Source organism: Streptomyces sp. McG3 (genome assembly GCF_018619185.1).
Lineage (GTDB): Bacteria > Actinomycetota > Actinomycetes > Streptomycetales > Streptomycetaceae > Streptomyces.
This window is the reverse complement of record NZ_JAAXYC010000059.1, coordinates 1-18,158: the sequence shown is the minus strand read 5'-3', so window position 1 is coordinate 18,158 and position 18,158 is coordinate 1. Positions and strand designations below refer to the sequence as shown.

The window sequence follows — 18,158 nt, the reverse complement described above, 5'->3', positions numbered from 1 at the left end:
ACATCCCGCTCCCTTCCTGCTCCGATTGGACCGTCAGATGCGTCCCCTCCGCAGAAACGCCGCCCTCGCCGCGGTGGTCGCCGCCGCCACCACGGCCACACTCCTCGCTCCCGGTGTCTCCGGCGCGGACACCACCGGCGCCACGGCCGTCGCCGCCACCGACCCCGACATCCTCGACGCGTGCGAGGACCGCCGCCCCGGGCCGGCCGACCCCGGCTCGTACGGCATGCAACTGGACGGCAGCTTCCGGCATCCCGCGCTCACCCCGGTCGACGAGCAGAACGAACACTCCTTCCCGGGCCGCAACAAGAAGTACGACACCCGTTCGTACATCAAGAACATGAAGGTCGAAGCCGCCTATGAGGGAGCCGACTTCACCCCCGACTACTTCCACACCTGGCAGAACATCGTCGACTTCGACGGCCGCCGCTACCTCTTCCAGTACAGCCGCTCCGACGGCCGCGTCTACGACATCACCGACGTCAAGAAGGTCAAAGTGGTCGAGAGGATGAGCCGCGAGGACGTGGGCGGCGACGAGGCCCGGGCGAACGGCGACTGGGCGGCGCACGACTACTGGGGCGCGTCCACCATCCAGTGGAACAAGAAGCTGAACGCGTACGTCATGGTCCAGAGCTTCGAGAGCAGACGCCAGATCTCGGAACTCTCCGACCACCCGCCCCAGGACAAGTTCAACAACCCGGAGGGCGTCGCGAAGCTGCGGGCCAAGCCGGGGCTCAAGGGGTTCAAGGTGTTCCGCCTGGACGGCCCCCGCAAGAAGGACTGGAAGCTGCTGACGACGGTCTCCACCGACTCCACGCAGGCCGACCCTCTGAACACCGACCCGGCCACGGCGCAGCAGGGCTCCGGCTCGATCGACGTGCCGCACTGGACCGGCGAGAAGTACATGTTCATCGCCGCGGCGCCGAACGATTCCTACTCCGGCACCGAGTACCCCACCAATCTGCACTCGGCGGGCTACCAGTCCTGGGACATGTCCGACCCGGCCCGCCCGAAGCTCCTCGACACCTGGCACCTGCCGGGCCAGCGCACCGGCGAGGAGGCCGCGTACCGGAACAACCCGCGCTGCGGGAACCGGACCAGTTGGATGGGTGCCCGGATGCCGCTCTTCCTCCCCAAGCCAGTCGAGAAGGGCGGACGCTACGCCTTCGCCGCCATGGGCGGCTACGGCCTGACGGTACTGGACGTCTCGAACCCCGCGAACATGAAGACCGTCAGCCACCTGGACCTGCCGGCCTCCGTCGCGGGCACCGAGGGTGACAACATCGACGTCTCCCAGTACGAGAAAACCGGAATGATCTACTACTCGGGCTACCCGCTCACCGAGGACTGCTACGAGCCCTACAAGGACGTCTACCAGATCGACGCACGGGATCCGAAGAAGCCCCGCGTCGTCGGCGTCCTCCCCCGCCCGACCCCGCCGAAGGCCGCCGGCATCGACGACTACTGCCAGCGCCGCGGCAGCTTCGGACCCAAGCGCACCGGCTACTACACCAACCCGGGCCGGCACACCCCCGGTGTCCTGAGCTACGGCTTCTACAACGCGGGCGTGCAGTTCTTCGACGTCTCCAAGCCCGCGTCGCCGGAGATATCGGCGTACTTCGTTCCGAAGGCGTACGGTCCCTCCACCGCGGACTACGCCTACGGCAACCAGACCCACGGCGTGTACGTGGAGTGGGACCGCAACATCGCGTGGACGCTGACCAACCACGGCATCTACGCACTGTCCTCGCCGAAGGTCCTGGGCAAGCCGGAACTGAACGCACCGGCGGAGCCGTTCCGCACCAGCGAATTCTGAGTCGCTGCCCCTCTCCCTCCCCCATCACCTTCCAGAAGGGCCCCACCGCCATGGCCGCACCCAGCGACTCCGCACCGCTCGCCCCGCCCTCCGAAGCCGACGGCACCAGACCGTCGCCCGCCGGTGAAGGACTGGTCCGCTCCCTCACCCACCGGCAGACCACCATGATCGGGCTGGGCTCCGCGCTCGGCACCGGACTCTTCCTCGGCTCCAGCACCGCGATATCCGTGGCCGGCCCCGCCGTGATCGTCGCGTATGCGATCGGCGCGGTCCTGGTCGCCATCATCGCCGTCCTGCTCGGCGAGATGTCCGCCGCCCATCCGGTCCAGGGTTCCTTCGGCACCATCGCGCACCGCTACCTCGGCCCGTGGGCCGGGTTCCTCAGCCGCTACCTGTACTGGTTCAGCGCCGTCGTCGTCATCGGTACGGAGGTCGTCGCCTCCGCGCTCTACATCCGCTGGTGGTGGCCCGAGGTGCCGATGTCGGCGGCGATCCTGGTGGTCGCCGCGATCGTCCTCGCGGTCAACATCATCAGTGTGAAGTCCTTCGGCACCACGGAGTTCTGGCTCTCCAGCATCAAGGTGATCGCGCTCTGCGCGTTCATCCTCTGCGCCGCACTGCTGGTCTTCTTCGGTCTGCCCGACACGGAGGCTTCCGGCTTCGCCAACCTCTCCGACGACGGTGGCTTCATGCCGCACGGCCTGGAATCCATCTGGTTGGCCATGTCCGTGGTGATGTTCGCCTACGCCGGGTTCGAGGTCGTCGCCATCGCCTCCGCGGAAGCGGTCGACCCGCAGCGCACCATCCGTACCGCGATGCGCCAGCTGGCCTGGCGGCTGAGCTTCTTCTACCTTCTCGCCATCACCCTGGTCCTCGCGCTGATCCCGTGGCGCAAGCTGGCGGAGGGGGACGGAAGCGTCGAGGCGAGCCCCTTCGTGCGGGTCTTCTCCGAGGTCGGCGTGCCGGCCGCGGCGACCCTCACCAACGCGGTCGTGCTCATCGCGGCCATGTCGGCCGCCAACGCCCACCTGTACGGCGCGTCCCGACTGCTGCACTCGCTCGGAGACGACGGCCTGGCCCCGGCGCCGACGGCCAAGCTGAGCAAGCGCGGCGTCCCCGCGATCGCCCTGGCCGTCTCGTCCCTGGGTATCGCCGTCGCCGCCTTGCTGGCCTTCTACGACGTCAGCGGCCTCTTCAACATCATGATGTCGATCGCCATCTTCGCCGTCCTCCTGGTGTGGCTGCTGATCGTCGCCTCTTACATCGCCTTCCGACGCCACCGCAAGGCGAACCCCGAGGAGTTCACCGGATTCAGCGTTCCGGGCGGCGGGAAGCTGGCGGTCGTGGCCGTGGTCGGGGTGCTGACAGTCGCCGCCACGGCGGTGGAGGTCCCCGACATGCGCCAGGCCGCCGGTATCGGCCTTGCCTTCACCGCGGTGCTCTTCGCTTGCCACGGCCTGCTCACCTTGCGCCGGACACGGCAGAGGTAGAGGCCCGGCCCAGAGGCATCACCCCTAGTCATCCAACCCTCGACAGCTGCACGGTACACGTCTCACACCTCGCGAGGCGTCGCTGTTCCCCGGCGGCGCCCCGCGGGACGTCCGGGCCGATCACGCAGCTGGATGGAGCCCACGCGGTGAGCCCGGGAAGTGGCCTTCCCCGGTCCCGCGAAGTAGCGGTCCAGCATCGTCGGAGAGAGCTGCCACGGCACGAGGTCAGAGTGCTCGTCAATCTCCAGCACTGGCTTGACCAGCTGGTCGACCGTGGACGGCATCAGCCCGGCTGCGTCGCGCGCCCACTGGTACTCCGCCGGCGTGTCGAGAAAGTGCGACCCGCTCGTCCTGCTGCTCAGCTCGGCCGGCGAGGTCGGTTCTGCCAATGGTGCCGAGCGGGGTCAGCAGGCTAGGCAGCGTCAGCTCCGCATCGGCGGCCGACCGGTCGTCGAACGCGGTCCCGTGCGCGCGTGCCGAGACCGCATGGCGTCGGCGCTCCTGGCCAGTGAACTCACATCGGCGGTCGGCAGTCCAGCGCGTCAGGTCGAGGCACGATCCGTGGAGCCCTGTCAGCACACCCCTCGTCCGCGTGCCAGCTCGCCGCCGTCACGGGTCAACGGTCAGGGGTACGCTCTCTGCCGACCAAGATCCGGGCCATTCGCGGACCAGCCGCCTACAGCTTGGCCGCATAGTGGCCGTTTCTGCTGGTCAGGGGCCACGCGAGGCGTGTACCACCAGGAGACGAAGAATCTTCTGGTGTCGTACTCGCCGAAGAAGCTCGGCTTCTTCTAGGAGGACGCGAGAAGGCGCCTGAGCTGGGCTTTTGTCCGTCAGGCGCCTTCCGCTCGACCCACTCGGGTCAGGGCCCCGTTTACGTGGTAACTACCAGTTCTTCCCACCTCTCTCCCGCCTGTGACCAGCTGTTCCGGACCAGTGACGGACCAGAACCCCGACTCACCGCCCAGGCCCCGCGCCCTGACTGACGCGATCCCACTCCTTCATCGACTGCTCGATGAGGTGGTTGGCTTGGTTCTGCACGAGAGCCACCCTTTCGTCTCCGCCGCTCCGGTCGGCCTGCCGCTGACCGCACCTAGTACTGCAACGGCGTTTGGCGTGACTGGTGGCCAGGTTGGTCGTTGGGCTGGTTATGGGTGGGGGACTTGGTGATGTGAGGGTGTGGGCGGCGGGTCTGGGTGAGATGCATGAGCGGTTCGTGTACCGGTTTGCCCGGTCGGAGCCGCGGGAGTCGGCGCTGGCGTATATGCGGGGGCTGATAGCGCCGTTGGAGCGGAAGAACGGCTGGACGCTCGCGGAGGAGGCTGGGCATGGCAGCCCTGACCGGATGCACCGGCTGCTGAACCGATGTGACTGGGGCGCCGATGAGGTCCTGGACGACGTGCGTGACTATGTGGTCGAGCAACTGGGTGACCCCGGTGCGGTGCTGATCGTGGACGACACGGGCTTCCTGAAGAAGGGGGTCCGCTCGGCCGGGGTCCAGCGCCAATACTCAGGAACGGCGGGACGGACAGAGAATTGCCAGGTGGGCGTCTTCCTCGCCTATGCCGGCGAACGCGGCCGCACGTTGATCGACCGGCGTCTGTATCTGCCCACATCATGGACCGATGACCGGCAACGCTGCCGGGCCGCGGGCATCGAGGACACGGTCGCCTTCGAGACGAAGGTGGCCATCGCCAAGACGATGGTCCGCCGGGCGATCACGGAGAAGATCCCGTTCCGGTGGGTAACGGCGGACGCCGCCTACGGTTTCAGCAAGGGCTGGCGGACCGAGCTCGAGCGGGCTGACGTCTTCCACGTCATGGCTACCACCCGGCACGACACGGTCGTGTCCCGCTGGGCCATGGATCATCCCGTCCATGACCTGTTTCCCGGGCTGCCGAGGCAGAAGTGGAAGCGTCGTTCCTGCGGCAACGGAGCCCACGGGCCACGCGTCTACGACTGGGCCAGGGCCGAGGTCCGGCCCTGGCACCGTGAGGACCGCCGGTATTGGGTCATCGCTCGCCGCAGCGTGAGCCGACCCGATCAGATCTCGTACTACATCGCCTAATGCCCAGCCGGCACAACCCTCGACGAGCTGATCCATGTCGCGGGCAGCCGGTGGGCGGTCGAGGAATGCTTCCAGACCGCGAAGCAGGAGTGCGGCCTGGACGACTACCAGGTCCGCCGCTACCCCGGCTGGCACCGCCACATCACCCTCGCCATGGCCGCCCACGCCTGCCTGACCGTCCTGCGGGCCCGCGCGCTCGACACCGACAAAGCAGAAACGGATCCTCCCAGCTCATCGCCCTGACCCTCCCCGAAATCCGGCGACTGACCACCCGCCTGGCCCGGCCCCGCACCAACCTCATCGACCATGTCCTGCACTGGTCACACTGGCGCCGACGACGACAGTTCCAAGCCCGGATCAGCCACTACAAACGACGCGGCCACACACCACCCGAATCTGCCCACACATCAGAACAAAGACCGTTGCAGTACTAGGGCGAGGCGGACCTGCATCATGGGGCGCTCGCCGGCGGCGCCGTGCTGCTCTGCTTCGGCGCGGGCGGCTTCGAAGCCGGTGACGGCGACCACGGTGTCGGCGTGGGGCCACTGGATGTCGCCGAAGACACGGTCGTGGCGGCCCTTCCAGCCTAGGGTGGGGACGGCGGCCAGGGCGGTTGGACGGACGTGTCCTGGGCGCGGGAGGAGAGCCGCGTGTGGAGGGCGACCGGCGCCGCGGGCTGCGAGTGGTACGTCAAGATCCACCAGAACGACCGCTTCCAACCAACGGGAAGTGGACGCCCTGCGCAGCTGGGTCCCCGGCATCGGGGCGGCCGCCCCCCGGCTGGTGGCCGCCGACCCCGCGCTGCGGGCCGTCGTGCTCACCGCGGTGGGCGGCCGCACCCTGCACGGCGCCGTCCACCCGCCCGAACACCAGCGCCTCATCTTCCATCGCATCGGGCAGCTCGCAGCGTCCATCCACGACAGCACCCCACCCCGGCCGGCTGGCCACAGCCTGCCGGTGGCGAAGTTGGAGCGGCACCTGGTCGGTGCCCTGCCTCATCTCGCGCCCGGCGACGAGAAGTTCATCCGCGCCACCGCCGAACAGGCCGCCGGTCTGGCCCCCTTGGATACCGTGCCCACTCACGGTGACTTCCAGCTCCTTCATTAGGCAAGTCAGTTGTCGGGATCGATGTTGTCGGATCGGTCGTCGGCTCCATTCCCCCGCATCTGCTGATCAACCGATGGACTGCGGTGGACACCACCCACTCGGCCATCGGCGGAAACACGTTCAGTACGGTCTTCCGGCCTACCGCGCTCATGATGGTGACGCTGCGTCAGGACGGGATCCGCGACGAGGCATTCGAGGTCGACGACCCACTGCACTTGATGCGCCTGTTCGGCATCAGCGCCCAGACCGCGATGCGGTACATCACCCCTGCCCGCCCCGAAGGCATTGCGAATCTGCCACGGTAGGCACGGCCGGACCGGGGGTTAGGGTCGAGGATGCCCCACGAGCTCGAGGAACAGGAGGCCATCGGCCGCAGGATCAAGCGGCAGAGGCTCAACCTCGGCATGCCGCAGGCCGATCTGGGAGCGGCGGTCGGCAAGACGCAGGACAGTTCCTCCAATGAGAGCCATCTGCCCCTCCGTCTTCCGCATCCCGGGGGACCTCAACAGGTGGCCGTGAGCAGCGCGGTCATGCTCAGAAGGTGTCCTTGGCTGCGGCCCACTCGCGCTCGCGCCGCACCTTCGGATCCACAGTCAAGATGGCCTTGCCGGAACTAGTCAGCTCATCGCCGGCCGGTGAACTGGTGATGAAGTCCCCCGGGAGACGCCGACGGCCCCGCTCCCACCGCTGCTACCAGCCGTCTCATCCCGGCCGTCAGCTGCCCCTGGGTGGGCGGGACGTCCCGACCGCCGGTCACACGAGGCAGGTTGGACCACGCCATTCACTCTGGCGAATCTGGCAACGGCGTTCCCGTGACCAGCGGACCTTCCGCATCTCCTGGTGCACAGCGAGTAAATTTGGCCGTATCGCAGCCTGTCTTGATAACGACCTAGGCTAATCAATGATGCTTGAGGCCATCTCGTTGCGCGTGTAGCGTCGCCCAAGTCGACCGATGAACATCATTCTCGGGCCACGAGATGGTCGATATTCGGACTGTTCGCAGCATTATCCGGCATCCCCAATCAGCCATGGCCGCCGAAATATATCCATGCCAGTTATCGCTTCTCTCCTGCCGAAACGAGTGCATCCTGCCAATTTCCGCCTCGCCTCCTTCTGGATATTTTCGGCTTGTCTCACATCAGAGAAGGGACGCACGGTGCACGCACCTCACGGGGATCACTTTCCGCTGCTCCCCGCACAGTTGAGAACCTGGAATGCGCAGATCGGCGACCTCACCAATCCCGTCTTCTCCGTCTGTGACTACCTGGAAATCCGCGGCCCGGTGGACCCCGATCTCCTGCGTGCTGCACATCTGCAGGTCGAGCGCGAAGCCGACGCGCTGCGCTTGGGGATCATCACGGTGGAAGGCGAGCACCGCCAATTCGTGCACCCGGACCCGACTCCCTTGCAATGGGTCGACCTGAGTGCACGGAGCGATCCGGCTGCGGCGGTTGCGGCGTGGATGGCGGAGGATGTCCACCGTCCGGTGGATCCACTGAGGCTGTGCGGTGCTGCCGTTATCAAGACGGCGGACGACTGTTTCCTGCTGTACTGGAAGGTCCACCACGCCGTCATCGACGGCTGGAGCCTCGCGCTGATCTTCAACCGCATGGCAGCCGTCTACAGCGCCCTGTCAGAGGGGCGGAAGTACGAGAAGGGGATGCTGCAGCCCTTCGAGCGACTGCGAGAGAACGAGGCCGCGTATCGGGAGGGGAAACGTTCCCTCGCCGATCAAGCACACTGGCACAGCAAACTGGCGGACCATCCGGAGCCCGTCGGACCGTCCCGTCGCCGAGCCCAAGTCACCGCAGGTCGGCGGCTTCGGCACGAGCTGGCGCCCGACCGGGTCGCCCGCCTGGGGGAGATTGCGGACGGCCTGGGCGTGACCTGGTCCGATCTGGCCATCAGCGCGATGGCCGCGTACGTGGGCAGCACGGTCCAGATGCCCGAAGTACTCCTTGGGCTTCCGACAGCCGGCCGGCTGAGTCCGCAGGTACGCAACGCCGTCGGCATGGCGATGAACATCCTGCCGCTGCGGGTCCCCTTTGACGACGGATCGCCCCTGATCGGTCACGCACAACGCGTCTCGCGTGAAGTGCGGGAACTTCTGTTGCACTCGCGCTATCCCACAGCCGAGTTGTCGCGGGAGATGACCGAGCGGGGCGGCAGCGGACGGTTGTGGGCCGCAATGGTCAACGTCATGCTGTTCGACCACCGGCTGGACTTCGCGGGAATCCCGGCGATCCAGCACACGGTTTCGATCCCCCTCACCGTCGACATGACGGTGTACCTGATCCAGATCGCGTCCGACGGGACCATGGAACTCATCCTCGACACCCACCCTGACCTCTACAGCGCAGCGGAGGCCGAGGCCCATTTGGCGGGGCTGCTGTCGACTTTCGACGCGATCGAGAAGGCCGGTCCGCACACGCCGCTCCACGCGCTGTGCCCCGGGCCCGAGCGGTCCCGTGCGGCACGGACCAGTGCGTCGACGGGCTAACCAGGCACCAACCCGAGCAGAGCCGAACGGCGAACCCGGCCAGGCTGGATCCGGGCCGGGCCGGGTCGGGTCGAGGGCGGTGCCACCAACACACCCTGCCCGTAAGCGCCGTCGGCACTGCGCACCTTGCGTCGCGATCGGAAAGGAGGCAGCAGCATGGACGTGTCCGCAGGAGAGACGGCGGTTCCTCGTTCGTCCCGGCATCAGGAGGCCGCGGACCTCAAAACAACGCTGAAACACCTGCGCACCGAGCCCCGGGGCTGGGTGTTCTCCCTCAAGCTGGCCCTATGCGCCGCCCTCACCGGGGCGGGCGTCGCGCTGGCGCTGCAACCGGTGCTCTGGTGCCGGATCGTCGGAGTGGTCCTGACCGGCGCCATGTTCGCGCACGCCGCGGAGCTCCAGCACGAGACGCTGCACAATCTGGCCTATCGCAGCCGCCGGGCGAACACCGTCAGCGGCATCGTCCTCGGGCTGCCGATGCTTATCTCCTTCGCCGCCTACCGGGCCACCCACATGCGCCACCACCGCGATCTGGGCACCCCGATGAACCGTGAGTTCTTCGATTACGGCGACCAGTACGGCGCGAATGGGGACCGGTCGCGACTGGCTGTCGGTCTCGACTGGGCCGTTCGTTTTTCTATGGCCCACCACTACGTGTTCTTCGTCGCGAATCTCGGCCGCTCACTATTGGGCAGGGATTTCCCCGATGAGAACGCTTTGGTGTCCCGCAGGATCCGGCGGGACCATTTTCTTGCGGCGGCTGTCATTGCCGGGTTGGGCGCACTGACCTGGTGGACGGGCCATGCCGTCATCCTCTGGGTGTGGCTGCTGCCGCTTCTGCTCGTCGCCGCTCCGGCGCACGCGGTGATCGAACTGCCCGAGCACTACCGGTGCGAGACCCTCAATCGGGACCCGTTCGCCAATACCCGGACGATACGTTCCAACCGGATCGCCATGTGGTTCACAAACGGCAACAACTACCACGTCGAGCACCACTTGATGCCGAATCTTCCGATCGAGCGACTGCCCGCTCTCCACACCGAAGTCCGAGACCGCATCCGCTATTTCCACAGCGGATATATCGACTTCTTCGTGAAGCTGTTCTGCAAGTGATCTCAAAAGGGGTGAAGGTCGTGGATGTCACTTATCGAATAGCCCGGACAGAGGGCGAGCGAGCCGATGTGATCCTGCTGCGTGACGCCGTTTACGTACAGGACCAGGGCCGGCTCGCCGACACGGCCGACACGGCAGCCACCTTCGACCGCTTCGACGGGACGGCCGAATACATCGTTGGCTACCTCGACGGCGCGCCGGTGGGAACCGTCAAGGTCGTTCCGGACACGCCGTCGGGGCTGCCCTGCGACGACACCGTCGACCTCTCCCTGCTGCGGCCGGGAAACCGGCTGGTGGAGTTCGGCCACCTGATGACCCTGCCGAAGCTTCGGCACCAGGAAATCGGCATGGCGCTCATGCGCCAGGCGCTGGTTCACGGCGTCCGTGCGCACGGGGCGACGCACATCATCGGCGACTTCTTCGTCGACGACTCGGGCGGCCTGCGCAGCTTCTACCAGGACATAGGTTTCGTGGCGCTCGGCGGGCCGTACACGGACGAACGCTTCCAGGGCGCGCCGCTCAGCCTGGTGGCGACCCTGGACGTGTCCGCAGCCGCACAGGCGGCGCGCGACGACGTACACCGCGGCAACCGGGTGCTGCAGTACTTCTTCGGCGACTACGACAGCTACGCGTCCGCCGATCCGAAGGGGGCCGTATATGCGCACTCGACGCCAGCGGCTGGCTGAACTGAAGGCGGCACACAACCACCCCGCCTACGCCAAGATGGCGTTCGTCATGGGCTGCAAGGTCCAGGACCGGGGGGAGGGGAGCCGCGTCAGCGACGACGAGGGACGGTCGTTCCTCGCGATGTTCGACCAGTACGGCAACCAGTCCTTCGGCTACTCCCATCCGCGGATCGTCGCGGCCGTGCGGGAACAGCTCGACACCGGGGTGCTCAACAGCACCAAGATCATGTTCGAGGACGTACAGATACGGCTCTCGGAGCGGCTCGCGCAGCTCACCGGGCAGCGTCTGCCGTACTCGTACATGGCCAACGGCGGCGGGGAGACGATCGACAACGCGCTGAAACTGGCCCGTGCCGCGACCGGCCGCCCCGGTGTCATCAGCGCCCGCGGCTGCTTCCACGGCAAGACCTTCGCCACCCTCAGTGCCTCCAACCGCCCCGAACACCGCGCGCATCTCGCCCCATTCATGGAGCACTTCCAACAGGTGACCTTCGGTGACACGGCCGAACTGGCCGCCGCGCTGGACGACTCGGTCGGCGCGGTTCTGCTGGAACCTGTACAGGCGGAGGCCGGGGTGATCGTGCCGCCGCCCGATTACCTGCAAGAGGTGCGCAGGCTGTGCACCGAGGCAGGGGCCCTCCTCGTCCTCGACGAGATGCAGACGGCCTTCGGACGGTGCGGGACCTTTTTCGCCTACGAGCAGTCCGGCATCACCCCCGACCTGGTGTGTGTGGGCAAGGCGTTCGGTGGCGGTGTGCTGCCCGTCTCGGCGGTGCTGGGCACCGAGGAGGTGTGGAAGGTGCTGCGGGAACTGCCCTCGACGTTCGGGTCGAGTCTGGGCGGCAACCCGCTGTCGTGCCGGGTCGGTCTGGAGAGTGTCGCCATCGCCTCGGACCCCCTCTTCCTCGACGAAGTACGGGAAAGCGCGCTGACGATCGGGCAGCGGCTGGCCGCGGCCGCGGAGCGGCACCCCGGCGTGGTCGCCGCGCATCGCGGTGTGGGCATGATGCACGGGCTGGAATTCCGCGACCAGGCCCTGGCCGGTCTCGTCCTGGGACGGCTGCTGGAAGAGGGCATCACGTCCACATACTCGCTGTACAACGCGAAGGTGCTGCGGGTCCAGCCCCCCATGGTCATCAGCGTGGACGAGCTCGACCACTGCCTGTCGGTGCTCGACACCCTGCTGGCGGAGGTCGACGCGCATCTGCGTGCTGTCGGCGAGGGACGTGCCGACGGCTCCGGCACCGAACTGTCCCCGCTCACCCGCACCGTGTCGCTGCCGCACCCGCCCCACGAGGTGCTGGAACTCCTGCACGCCCGGCCCCGCATCCTGGATCCCTTCGCCACCGCCGGCACTGGACCGAAGGGGTACGACGCGGAGTTCGCCGGACGGCTCGGGGCGGACACCGTGGTCTGGGCCGACCGTGCGGAGACCACCGACAGAGGTGTCCGGCTGAGCGCCGAGGCCGGCTGGCTGTGGCACACCCTCTGCCGCGAAGCGACGGTCACGCCCGCCGCCGACGGCGGCAGCGTCCTGCACCTGTGCGTCACCTGGGACACCGACAGCGGCTCGTACGAGGATCTGCTCGGCGGCCGCATCGGCTTCCTTGCCGGCCGGGCGCTGGCAGAGTGCGTCGCGGCGCTGCGGTCCGCGCTCGGATCCGCGCGGGAGACCGTGTGACCCGCGCGCAGCCCCCTGCGGGTGGCCCTGCGAACGCCCCGAACGGCAACAGCGGCAACAGCGGCAACAGCGGCAACAGCGGCAACGAAAGGCGAACCCGGAGTGAGCATGACCCTGCACGACCTCACAAACCGGTACGGAGACCACAAGGACGCCCGCGTGGTGGAGATCGACGTCTCCGGCGGCCGCCGGGAGATGACGCAGAGCGATCTGCACGCCCTGGCGGCCGACCGCGCCGGGCAGTTGACCGCCGCGGGCGTGCGGCGAGGCCACCTCATCGGGATCAAGGCGGGCAACAGCATCGACTGGCTGGCCTGGGACCTCGCGGCACTGGCCACCGGCGCCCTGCTCAAGGCGTTCCCGGACTCCACGGAGGTGGCCGACCCCGCGGAGTTCGTCGCCCGGCACGGCCTGGCACTGCTGATCGCGGACGACTCTGTACCGCTCACGGCACCCACCGTGATCCGGCCAGACGGCGTCCCCAGGGAGAACGTGGCGCCGCCGAGTGCCGAGGTGTACGACCGCGAGGACGTGCACAGCCTGGTCTACTCCTCGGGCACGTCGGGCCGGCTCAAGGGACTTCGGATCACCGCGAGCGGCACCAACTACGTCATTAACCGCTTCATCGACAGCTACCGGCTGACCACCGCCGACCGGCACCTGATCTTCCTGCCGCTCTCCAACTACCAGCAGCGGTTGTCGGTCTACTGCTGCCTGTGGCTCGGGGCGGATCTGGTGCTCGCCCCCTACCAGCGCGTCTTCCAGGCCCTGCGCAAGGAACAGCCGACCTTCCTGATCGGCCCGCCCGTCTTCTACGACACCGCGCTGCAGCTCAGCGCCTCAAGCAGCGCGGACACCAGCCTGGGCGACTTCCTCGGCGGGCGCATACGATTCCTGATCACGGGAATGGCGCCGATCCGGCGTGAAACCCTCGAAGGGTACTGGAACCAGGATGTCCGGCTCCTTGAGGCGTACGGGCTGACAGAGACCGGCATGGTCGCCTGGAACACCCAGGATGCCTACCGCCTCGGCTCCGTCGGCAAGCTGATCGACCCGGAAACGGTGATCTTCCTGGACGACGGGGAGGTGGTCATCAACCGCCCGGCGCCGCTGAGCCAGGGCTACTTCGAGACCGACGAGGGCGCGCCCGAAGACTGTTTCCGCCCCGACGGCTCCATCCTGACCGGTGACTACGGGCGGCTGGACGAGGACGGGTACCTCAGCCTGATCGGCCGCAAGAAGGACGTCATCGTGCTCGGCAGCGGGCGCAAGGTGCACCCCGCCGAGATCGAAAGTGCGTTCGTCGCCGTCGAGGGCCTCAGCGAGATCATCGTGGTGCCGACTTCGCAGTCGGCCAGGCTCGGCGCGATCATCACCCCGACCGACCCCGCGGACGCCGACCTGCGCGCACAGCTCCGCAAGCGCGTCGAGGAGGTCAACGGGTCGCTCCCGGCCCACCAGCGCGTGATGTCTATGATCTTCTCCGAGCAGCCGCTGCGCTCCGACCCCGCCTTCCTGACCGGCAACCTTAAACTGAGCAGGGCCCGTGCGGCGGAGCACTTCGCCGCCACGATCTCCGCCGCGCCCGCAGCGGACGAGGGGGGCCGGTGAGCGAGCCGGCTGGGCCGACGGCGGCCGCAACCGCCGGCAACGGTACGGGGGCCGGGAGCTCCAGCCGGCCGCTCGTCGTCGTCGACGCACAGGTACAGCTCGGCAGCGAACTGGCCATTCCGCGCGCCTTCTTGGAGTACCAGGCCGCCAACGTCCAGCACCGGCTGGCCTCGTACGGCCACCGGATGCGACCCATGCGCACCTTGGACCACATACTCGCCCTCCACCAGGACGACGAGGCCGACAAGCTGGTCGCCGAGATGGACGAGGCGGGCGTCGACCAGGCGTTCCTGGTCGTCCCGGACTTCTCCGAGGTGGCGCAGTGCCGTCTGTCCCGTCCCGAACTCGCGGCCTGGCACGACCGGGTCGCCCGTCGCCACCCGGGCCGCTTCCACGTCTTCTGGGGCGTTGACCCGCGAGCTGGCCAGGACGGCATCGACCTCTTCGAACGGTGCGTGACGGAGTACGGCTTCGCCGGGCTGAAGCTGTATCCGCTGTGCGGCTACTCGCCCAGTGATCCGCGGCTGGACCCGTACTTCGAGATCTGCGCGCACTACGGACTGCCGGTCCTCACCCACACGGGTCCCGGCTGGGGGCCCCTGGACTTCTCGTACGGCAGTCCGCTCCTGGTGGACCGGGCGGCCCGCGACTTCCCCCAGGTCGACTTCATCCTGGGGCACGGCGGGGTCACCCACGTCGACGAGGCGACCTATCTGTGCGCCCACCGGCCCAACGTGCACCTGGACATCAGCCAGTTCCACTCGGTCCTGGCCGCGGACGGCTGGCAGGTGCACCTGAACCGGCTCCTCCGCACGGGAATCTGCCACAAGATCCTCTTCGGTACCTGCTGGCCCTCGTACCGGCTGTCGGAGTCGCTCAGCGGCCTGGTCGGCGCGTTCGCCCAGGGCTCCCCAGCCGTCGCCGGACTGCGGGAGCCCGAGCGACGACTGCTGATGAGCGGCAACAGCCTGCGTCTGACGGGCCGCAGGAAGTCCACGGGAAGCGCTTCCGGAGAGCCTCACCGCACATCACCACAACCACACGACGGCGCAACGACGCACAGGGGTGGCCAGATATGAAGCAGGACAGCGCGGAACTGGAAAAGTCGCTGATCACATGGGTGGAGGACTGGAATGGCGGGGAGACGCAGACCGTCGTCGACGCGGACACCAATCTTAGCCACACCGGTCTGCTCGACTCCATGGCGGTCGTCGGCCTGATCGCCCACCTGGAGGAACAGACCGACACGACCTTCGACTTCGCCACCTTCGACCACAGTGACGGCGTCACCGTTCGGGGCATCGTCCAGCACTGTGTCGGATGACCACCATCTACGACGGCCACTGTCATGTGGCATCCACGCGCTTCATCCCCCAGGCGTTCGTCGAAGACGTCGCGGGCAACGTCCACAGCAAGCTCTCCGCGAGGGGCGCGGCCCCGTCGGTCGTCCGCATCGCCCGCAGCTACGCCGACCAGCACCAGGACCACCTGGCCGACGGGCTGGTCGCCGAGATGGACGCCGCCGGGATCGCCCGGGCGGTGCTGCTGGTACCGGACTTCAGCCTGCGCATGCCCGGAACCGTGCCGCCCCCCGAGGCGGCCCGGCTCCACCACGAGATCCGCCTGCGCCACCCCGATCGTTTCTGGGTTTACATCGGGGTCGATCCGCGGTACGGCCCCGAAGGGGTGCGGGCCTTCGCGCAGATGGTGGACGAGTACGCCCTGGACGGGGTGAAGCTGTATCCGCCCTGTGGCTATTCGCCCTCCGACCCGGATCTCTACCCGTACTACGAGATCTGCGCGGCCCTGTCGCTGCCCGTGTTCGTGCACACCGGACCCACGGCGGCGAGCCTGGACTACGAGCCCGCAGACCCGATCAGGATCGACCGGGCGGCCCGCGACTTCCCGCAGGTCGACTTCGTCCTGGGGCATGCGGGGCTGACCCACGCGGACACCGGCGGCTACCTCGCGGCGTACCGGCCCAACGTGTACCTGGACATTGGCGGGTTCGCCAGTTCCCCGACCCTCCGGGACTGGCCGGAGCATCTCAACCGGCTCTTCCGGGCGGGCATCAACCACAAGATCATCTTCGGAACGGACTGGCCACTGGGCCGCATGGGCGGCGGGCTGAAACGCCTGACCGACGAAATCCTGCACGGACCGACCGTGTTCTCCGGGGTCTCCCGCACCGACCAACGACTCCTCCTGTCCGACAACCTGCTGCGCGTCCTGGCGCCCGGCAGCCGCCCGGCGGCCGCACCGCGGAACGGGGCCGCCGACGTCGCCGGCTGACGGCACGACGACCCGACGGACCGCGCACACCCCGCCTGCCGCGATCTGGAACACACCGGCCGCCGTACCTGGATCAGAGACCTGGAACAGACCGGCGGCGGGATCCGCCGGCCGAACAAGTGAGGAACTGAGCAATGGCAATCACCGGATCGGAAAGCGTACCGGCGTGCCAACGGCACGCGGCTGACGGTACGACTTTGACAGATCTCTTCGAGGCTCAGGCGCTGCGCCATCCCCGGCGTACGGCGGTCAACCACGGCAGCGACAGCCTCGACTACGCCGCACTCGACGCACGCGCCAACCGGCTGGCACACGTCCTGATCCAGCGCGGCGCGGGACCCGAACAGCTCGTCGCCCTCGCCCTGCCGCGCTCGATCGACCTCGTCGTGGCCGTTCTCGCGGTCCTCAAGTCCGGCGCCGCCTACCTCCCGCTGGACCTGCACCACCCCGGGGAACGGCTGGAGAGCATCCTGGAAGACGCCCGCCCGCTGCTCCTACTCAGCCTCGACCCCCTTGACCTGCGCGCCGAGACGCCACGACTGGTGCTCTCCACCCCGCAGACCGCCGCGGAGCCGGCGGCACAGGACGCGCGGCCCCCCACCGACGCGGACCGCACCGCACCTGTGGGCCCGGACACGGCCGCGTACGTCATCTACACCTCGGGATCCACCGGCCGGCCCAAGGGGGTCGTGGTCAGCCACCGGAACGTGGTCCGCCTCTTCACCCACAGCGCGTCCCACTTCCACTTCACCGAACAGGACGTATGGAGCCTCTTCCACTCCTACGCCTTCGACATGTCGGTCTGGGAGATGTGGGGCGCCCTCCTGCACGGCGGAAGACTGGTTGTCGTCCCGTACGACATCAGCCGCACGCCCGACCGCTTCCTCACCCTGCTCGCCGAAGAACGCGTCACAGTCCTCAGCCAGACCCCGTCGGCCTTCTATCCCCTGATCCAGGCCGACCGGGACCGGCCCGCACAAGGCGACCGGCTCGCCCTGCGCGCAGTCGTGTTCGGCGGCGAGCCGCTCGACTTCGGGAAGCTGGCCGCCTGGTACGAGCGCCACGCCGACGACGCACCGGTCCTGGTCAACATGTACGGAATCACCGAGACCACCGTCCACGTCACCCACACGGCGCTCACCCGGGAAGACACCCTCGGCCAGCCCGCCAGCAGGATCGGCACCGCCCTCGCGGACCTGTCCGCCCACGTCCTCGACGAGGCCCTGCGCCCTGTGCCGGCCGGAGTCCCCGGCGAGCTGTACATCGCCGGGCCGGGCGTCGCACGCTGCTACCTAAACCGGCCAGGACTCACCGCGGGACGCTTCGTCGCCGACCCCTTCGGGCCGCCGGGCAGCCGCATGTACCGCAGCGGTGACCTGGCGCGCCGGAACGCCCTGGGCACGCTGGAGTTCTTCGGCCGCACGGACCAGCAGGTCAAGATCCGGGGCTTTCGCATCGAGCCGGGCGAGATCGAGTCAGTCCTCACCACCCACCCAGCCGTGAGCCAGGCGGCCGTCGTCGTCCGCGAAGACCGCCCCGGCGACCCACGCCTGACCGCCTACGCCGTCGCCGCCCCCCAGACCGGCGAGGCACCCGACGACACGGCCGCCGAGCAGGTCGGCGACTGGGCGAAGGTGTTCGACTCCCAGTACGCGCGCACGCCCTCCGCCCTGGGCGACCTCTTCGAGCGTCGTCAGGGACAGCAGCTTCAGGCCGCGCTCCGCGCCGAGGAAGTCCGCGACGAACGCGTCCGCGGGGCGGGCCAGGAGCTCGGCGGGGGAGGCGCACTGGACG

At 68.2% G+C, this 18,158-nt stretch carries 13 protein-coding genes and 1 pseudogene; all 14 read left to right on the top strand.

The features are described 5' to 3' along the window. The first annotated feature begins 37 nt into the window (after positions 1–37). The gene (locus HET64_RS12845; RefSeq protein ID WP_251145242.1) at positions 38–1,816 is read left to right on the top strand and encodes a hypothetical protein; all 1,779 of its coding nucleotides are present in this window, start codon (positions 38–40) and stop codon (positions 1,814–1,816) included. Between the two features lie 50 nt (positions 1,817–1,866). Continuing rightward, the gene (locus HET64_RS12840) at positions 1,867–3,306 is read left to right on the top strand and encodes an amino acid permease (RefSeq protein WP_215104973.1); all 1,440 of its coding nucleotides are present in this window, start codon (positions 1,867–1,869) and stop codon (positions 3,304–3,306) included. Positions 3,307–4,456: 1,150 nt separating this feature from the next. Next, positions 4,457–5,617: pseudogene (locus HET64_RS12835) on the top strand (IS701 family transposase). A 486-nt stretch (positions 5,618–6,103) separates the two neighbouring features. Then, positions 6,104–6,481 carry a phosphotransferase gene (locus tag HET64_RS12830; RefSeq protein WP_251145241.1) on the top strand — a complete coding sequence of 126 codons (378 nt, stop codon included), beginning with the start codon at positions 6,104–6,106 and terminating at the stop codon, positions 6,479–6,481. Between the two features lie 83 nt (positions 6,482–6,564). Continuing rightward, a complete protein-coding gene (locus HET64_RS12825) occupies positions 6,565–6,786 on the top strand; it encodes a hypothetical protein (RefSeq protein ID WP_215105021.1) in 222 nt (73 codons plus the stop codon). Between the two features lie 647 nt (positions 6,787–7,433). After that, positions 7,434–8,981: a condensation domain-containing protein gene (locus tag HET64_RS12820; RefSeq protein WP_215104971.1), complete on the top strand. Its 1,548-nt coding sequence runs from the start codon at positions 7,434–7,436 to the stop codon at positions 8,979–8,981. Positions 8,982–9,137: 156 nt separating this feature from the next. Next, positions 9,138–10,094: a fatty acid desaturase gene (locus HET64_RS12815; RefSeq protein WP_215104969.1), complete on the top strand. Its 957-nt coding sequence runs from the start codon at positions 9,138–9,140 to the stop codon at positions 10,092–10,094. Between the two features lie 68 nt (positions 10,095–10,162). Further along, positions 10,163–10,780 (top strand): GNAT family N-acetyltransferase, encoded by a 618-nt coding sequence (locus HET64_RS12810; protein ID WP_215104967.1) that lies wholly within the window; start codon positions 10,163–10,165, stop codon positions 10,778–10,780. Beyond that, positions 10,752–12,461 carry an aspartate aminotransferase family protein gene (locus HET64_RS12805; protein ID WP_215104965.1) on the top strand — a complete coding sequence of 570 codons (1,710 nt, stop codon included), beginning with the start codon at positions 10,752–10,754 and terminating at the stop codon, positions 12,459–12,461. The genes HET64_RS12810 and HET64_RS12805 overlap by 29 nt, the downstream gene beginning before the upstream one ends. A gap of 108 nt (positions 12,462–12,569) precedes the next feature. After that, positions 12,570–14,072 (top strand): AMP-binding protein, encoded by a 1,503-nt coding sequence (locus HET64_RS12800; RefSeq protein WP_215104963.1) that lies wholly within the window; start codon positions 12,570–12,572, stop codon positions 14,070–14,072. After that, positions 14,069–15,151, top strand: a complete 1,083-nt coding sequence (locus HET64_RS12795) for an amidohydrolase family protein (protein WP_215104961.1) — start codon at positions 14,069–14,071, stop codon at positions 15,149–15,151. The genes HET64_RS12800 and HET64_RS12795 overlap by 4 nt, the downstream gene beginning before the upstream one ends. Next, a complete protein-coding gene (locus HET64_RS12790) occupies positions 15,148–15,396 on the top strand; it encodes a phosphopantetheine-binding protein (RefSeq protein ID WP_215104959.1) in 249 nt (82 codons plus the stop codon). Before HET64_RS12795 ends, HET64_RS12790 begins: the two co-directional genes overlap by 4 nt. After that, complete coding sequence (locus tag HET64_RS12785; protein ID WP_215104957.1) at positions 15,393–16,364, top strand: amidohydrolase family protein; 972 nt, start codon at positions 15,393–15,395, stop codon at positions 16,362–16,364. The genes HET64_RS12790 and HET64_RS12785 overlap by 4 nt, the downstream gene beginning before the upstream one ends. Positions 16,365–16,561: 197 nt before the next feature. Beyond that, a partial coding sequence (locus HET64_RS12780) for an amino acid adenylation domain-containing protein (RefSeq protein WP_285801862.1) occupies positions 16,562–18,158 on the top strand: 1,597 nt, incomplete at its 3' end.

Coding starts and splice junctions, on each gene's coding strand:
- HET64_RS12820 (WP_215104971.1), top strand. CDS start 7,434: ATGAACATCATTCTCGGGCCACGAGATGGTCGATATTCGGACTGTTCG.
- HET64_RS12800 (WP_215104963.1), top strand. CDS start 12,570: ATGACCCTGCACGACCTCACAAACCGGTACGGAGACCACAAGGACGCC.
- HET64_RS12815 (WP_215104969.1), top strand. CDS start 9,138: ATGGACGTGTCCGCAGGAGAGACGGCGGTTCCTCGTTCGTCCCGGCAT.
- HET64_RS12805 (WP_215104965.1), top strand. CDS start 10,752: ATGCGCACTCGACGCCAGCGGCTGGCTGAACTGAAGGCGGCACACAAC.
- HET64_RS12840 (WP_215104973.1), top strand. CDS start 1,867: ATGGCCGCACCCAGCGACTCCGCACCGCTCGCCCCGCCCTCCGAAGCC.
- HET64_RS12845 (WP_251145242.1), top strand. CDS start 38: ATGCGTCCCCTCCGCAGAAACGCCGCCCTCGCCGCGGTGGTCGCCGCC.
- HET64_RS12785 (WP_215104957.1), top strand. CDS start 15,393: ATGACCACCATCTACGACGGCCACTGTCATGTGGCATCCACGCGCTTC.
- HET64_RS12790 (WP_215104959.1), top strand. CDS start 15,148: ATGAAGCAGGACAGCGCGGAACTGGAAAAGTCGCTGATCACATGGGTG.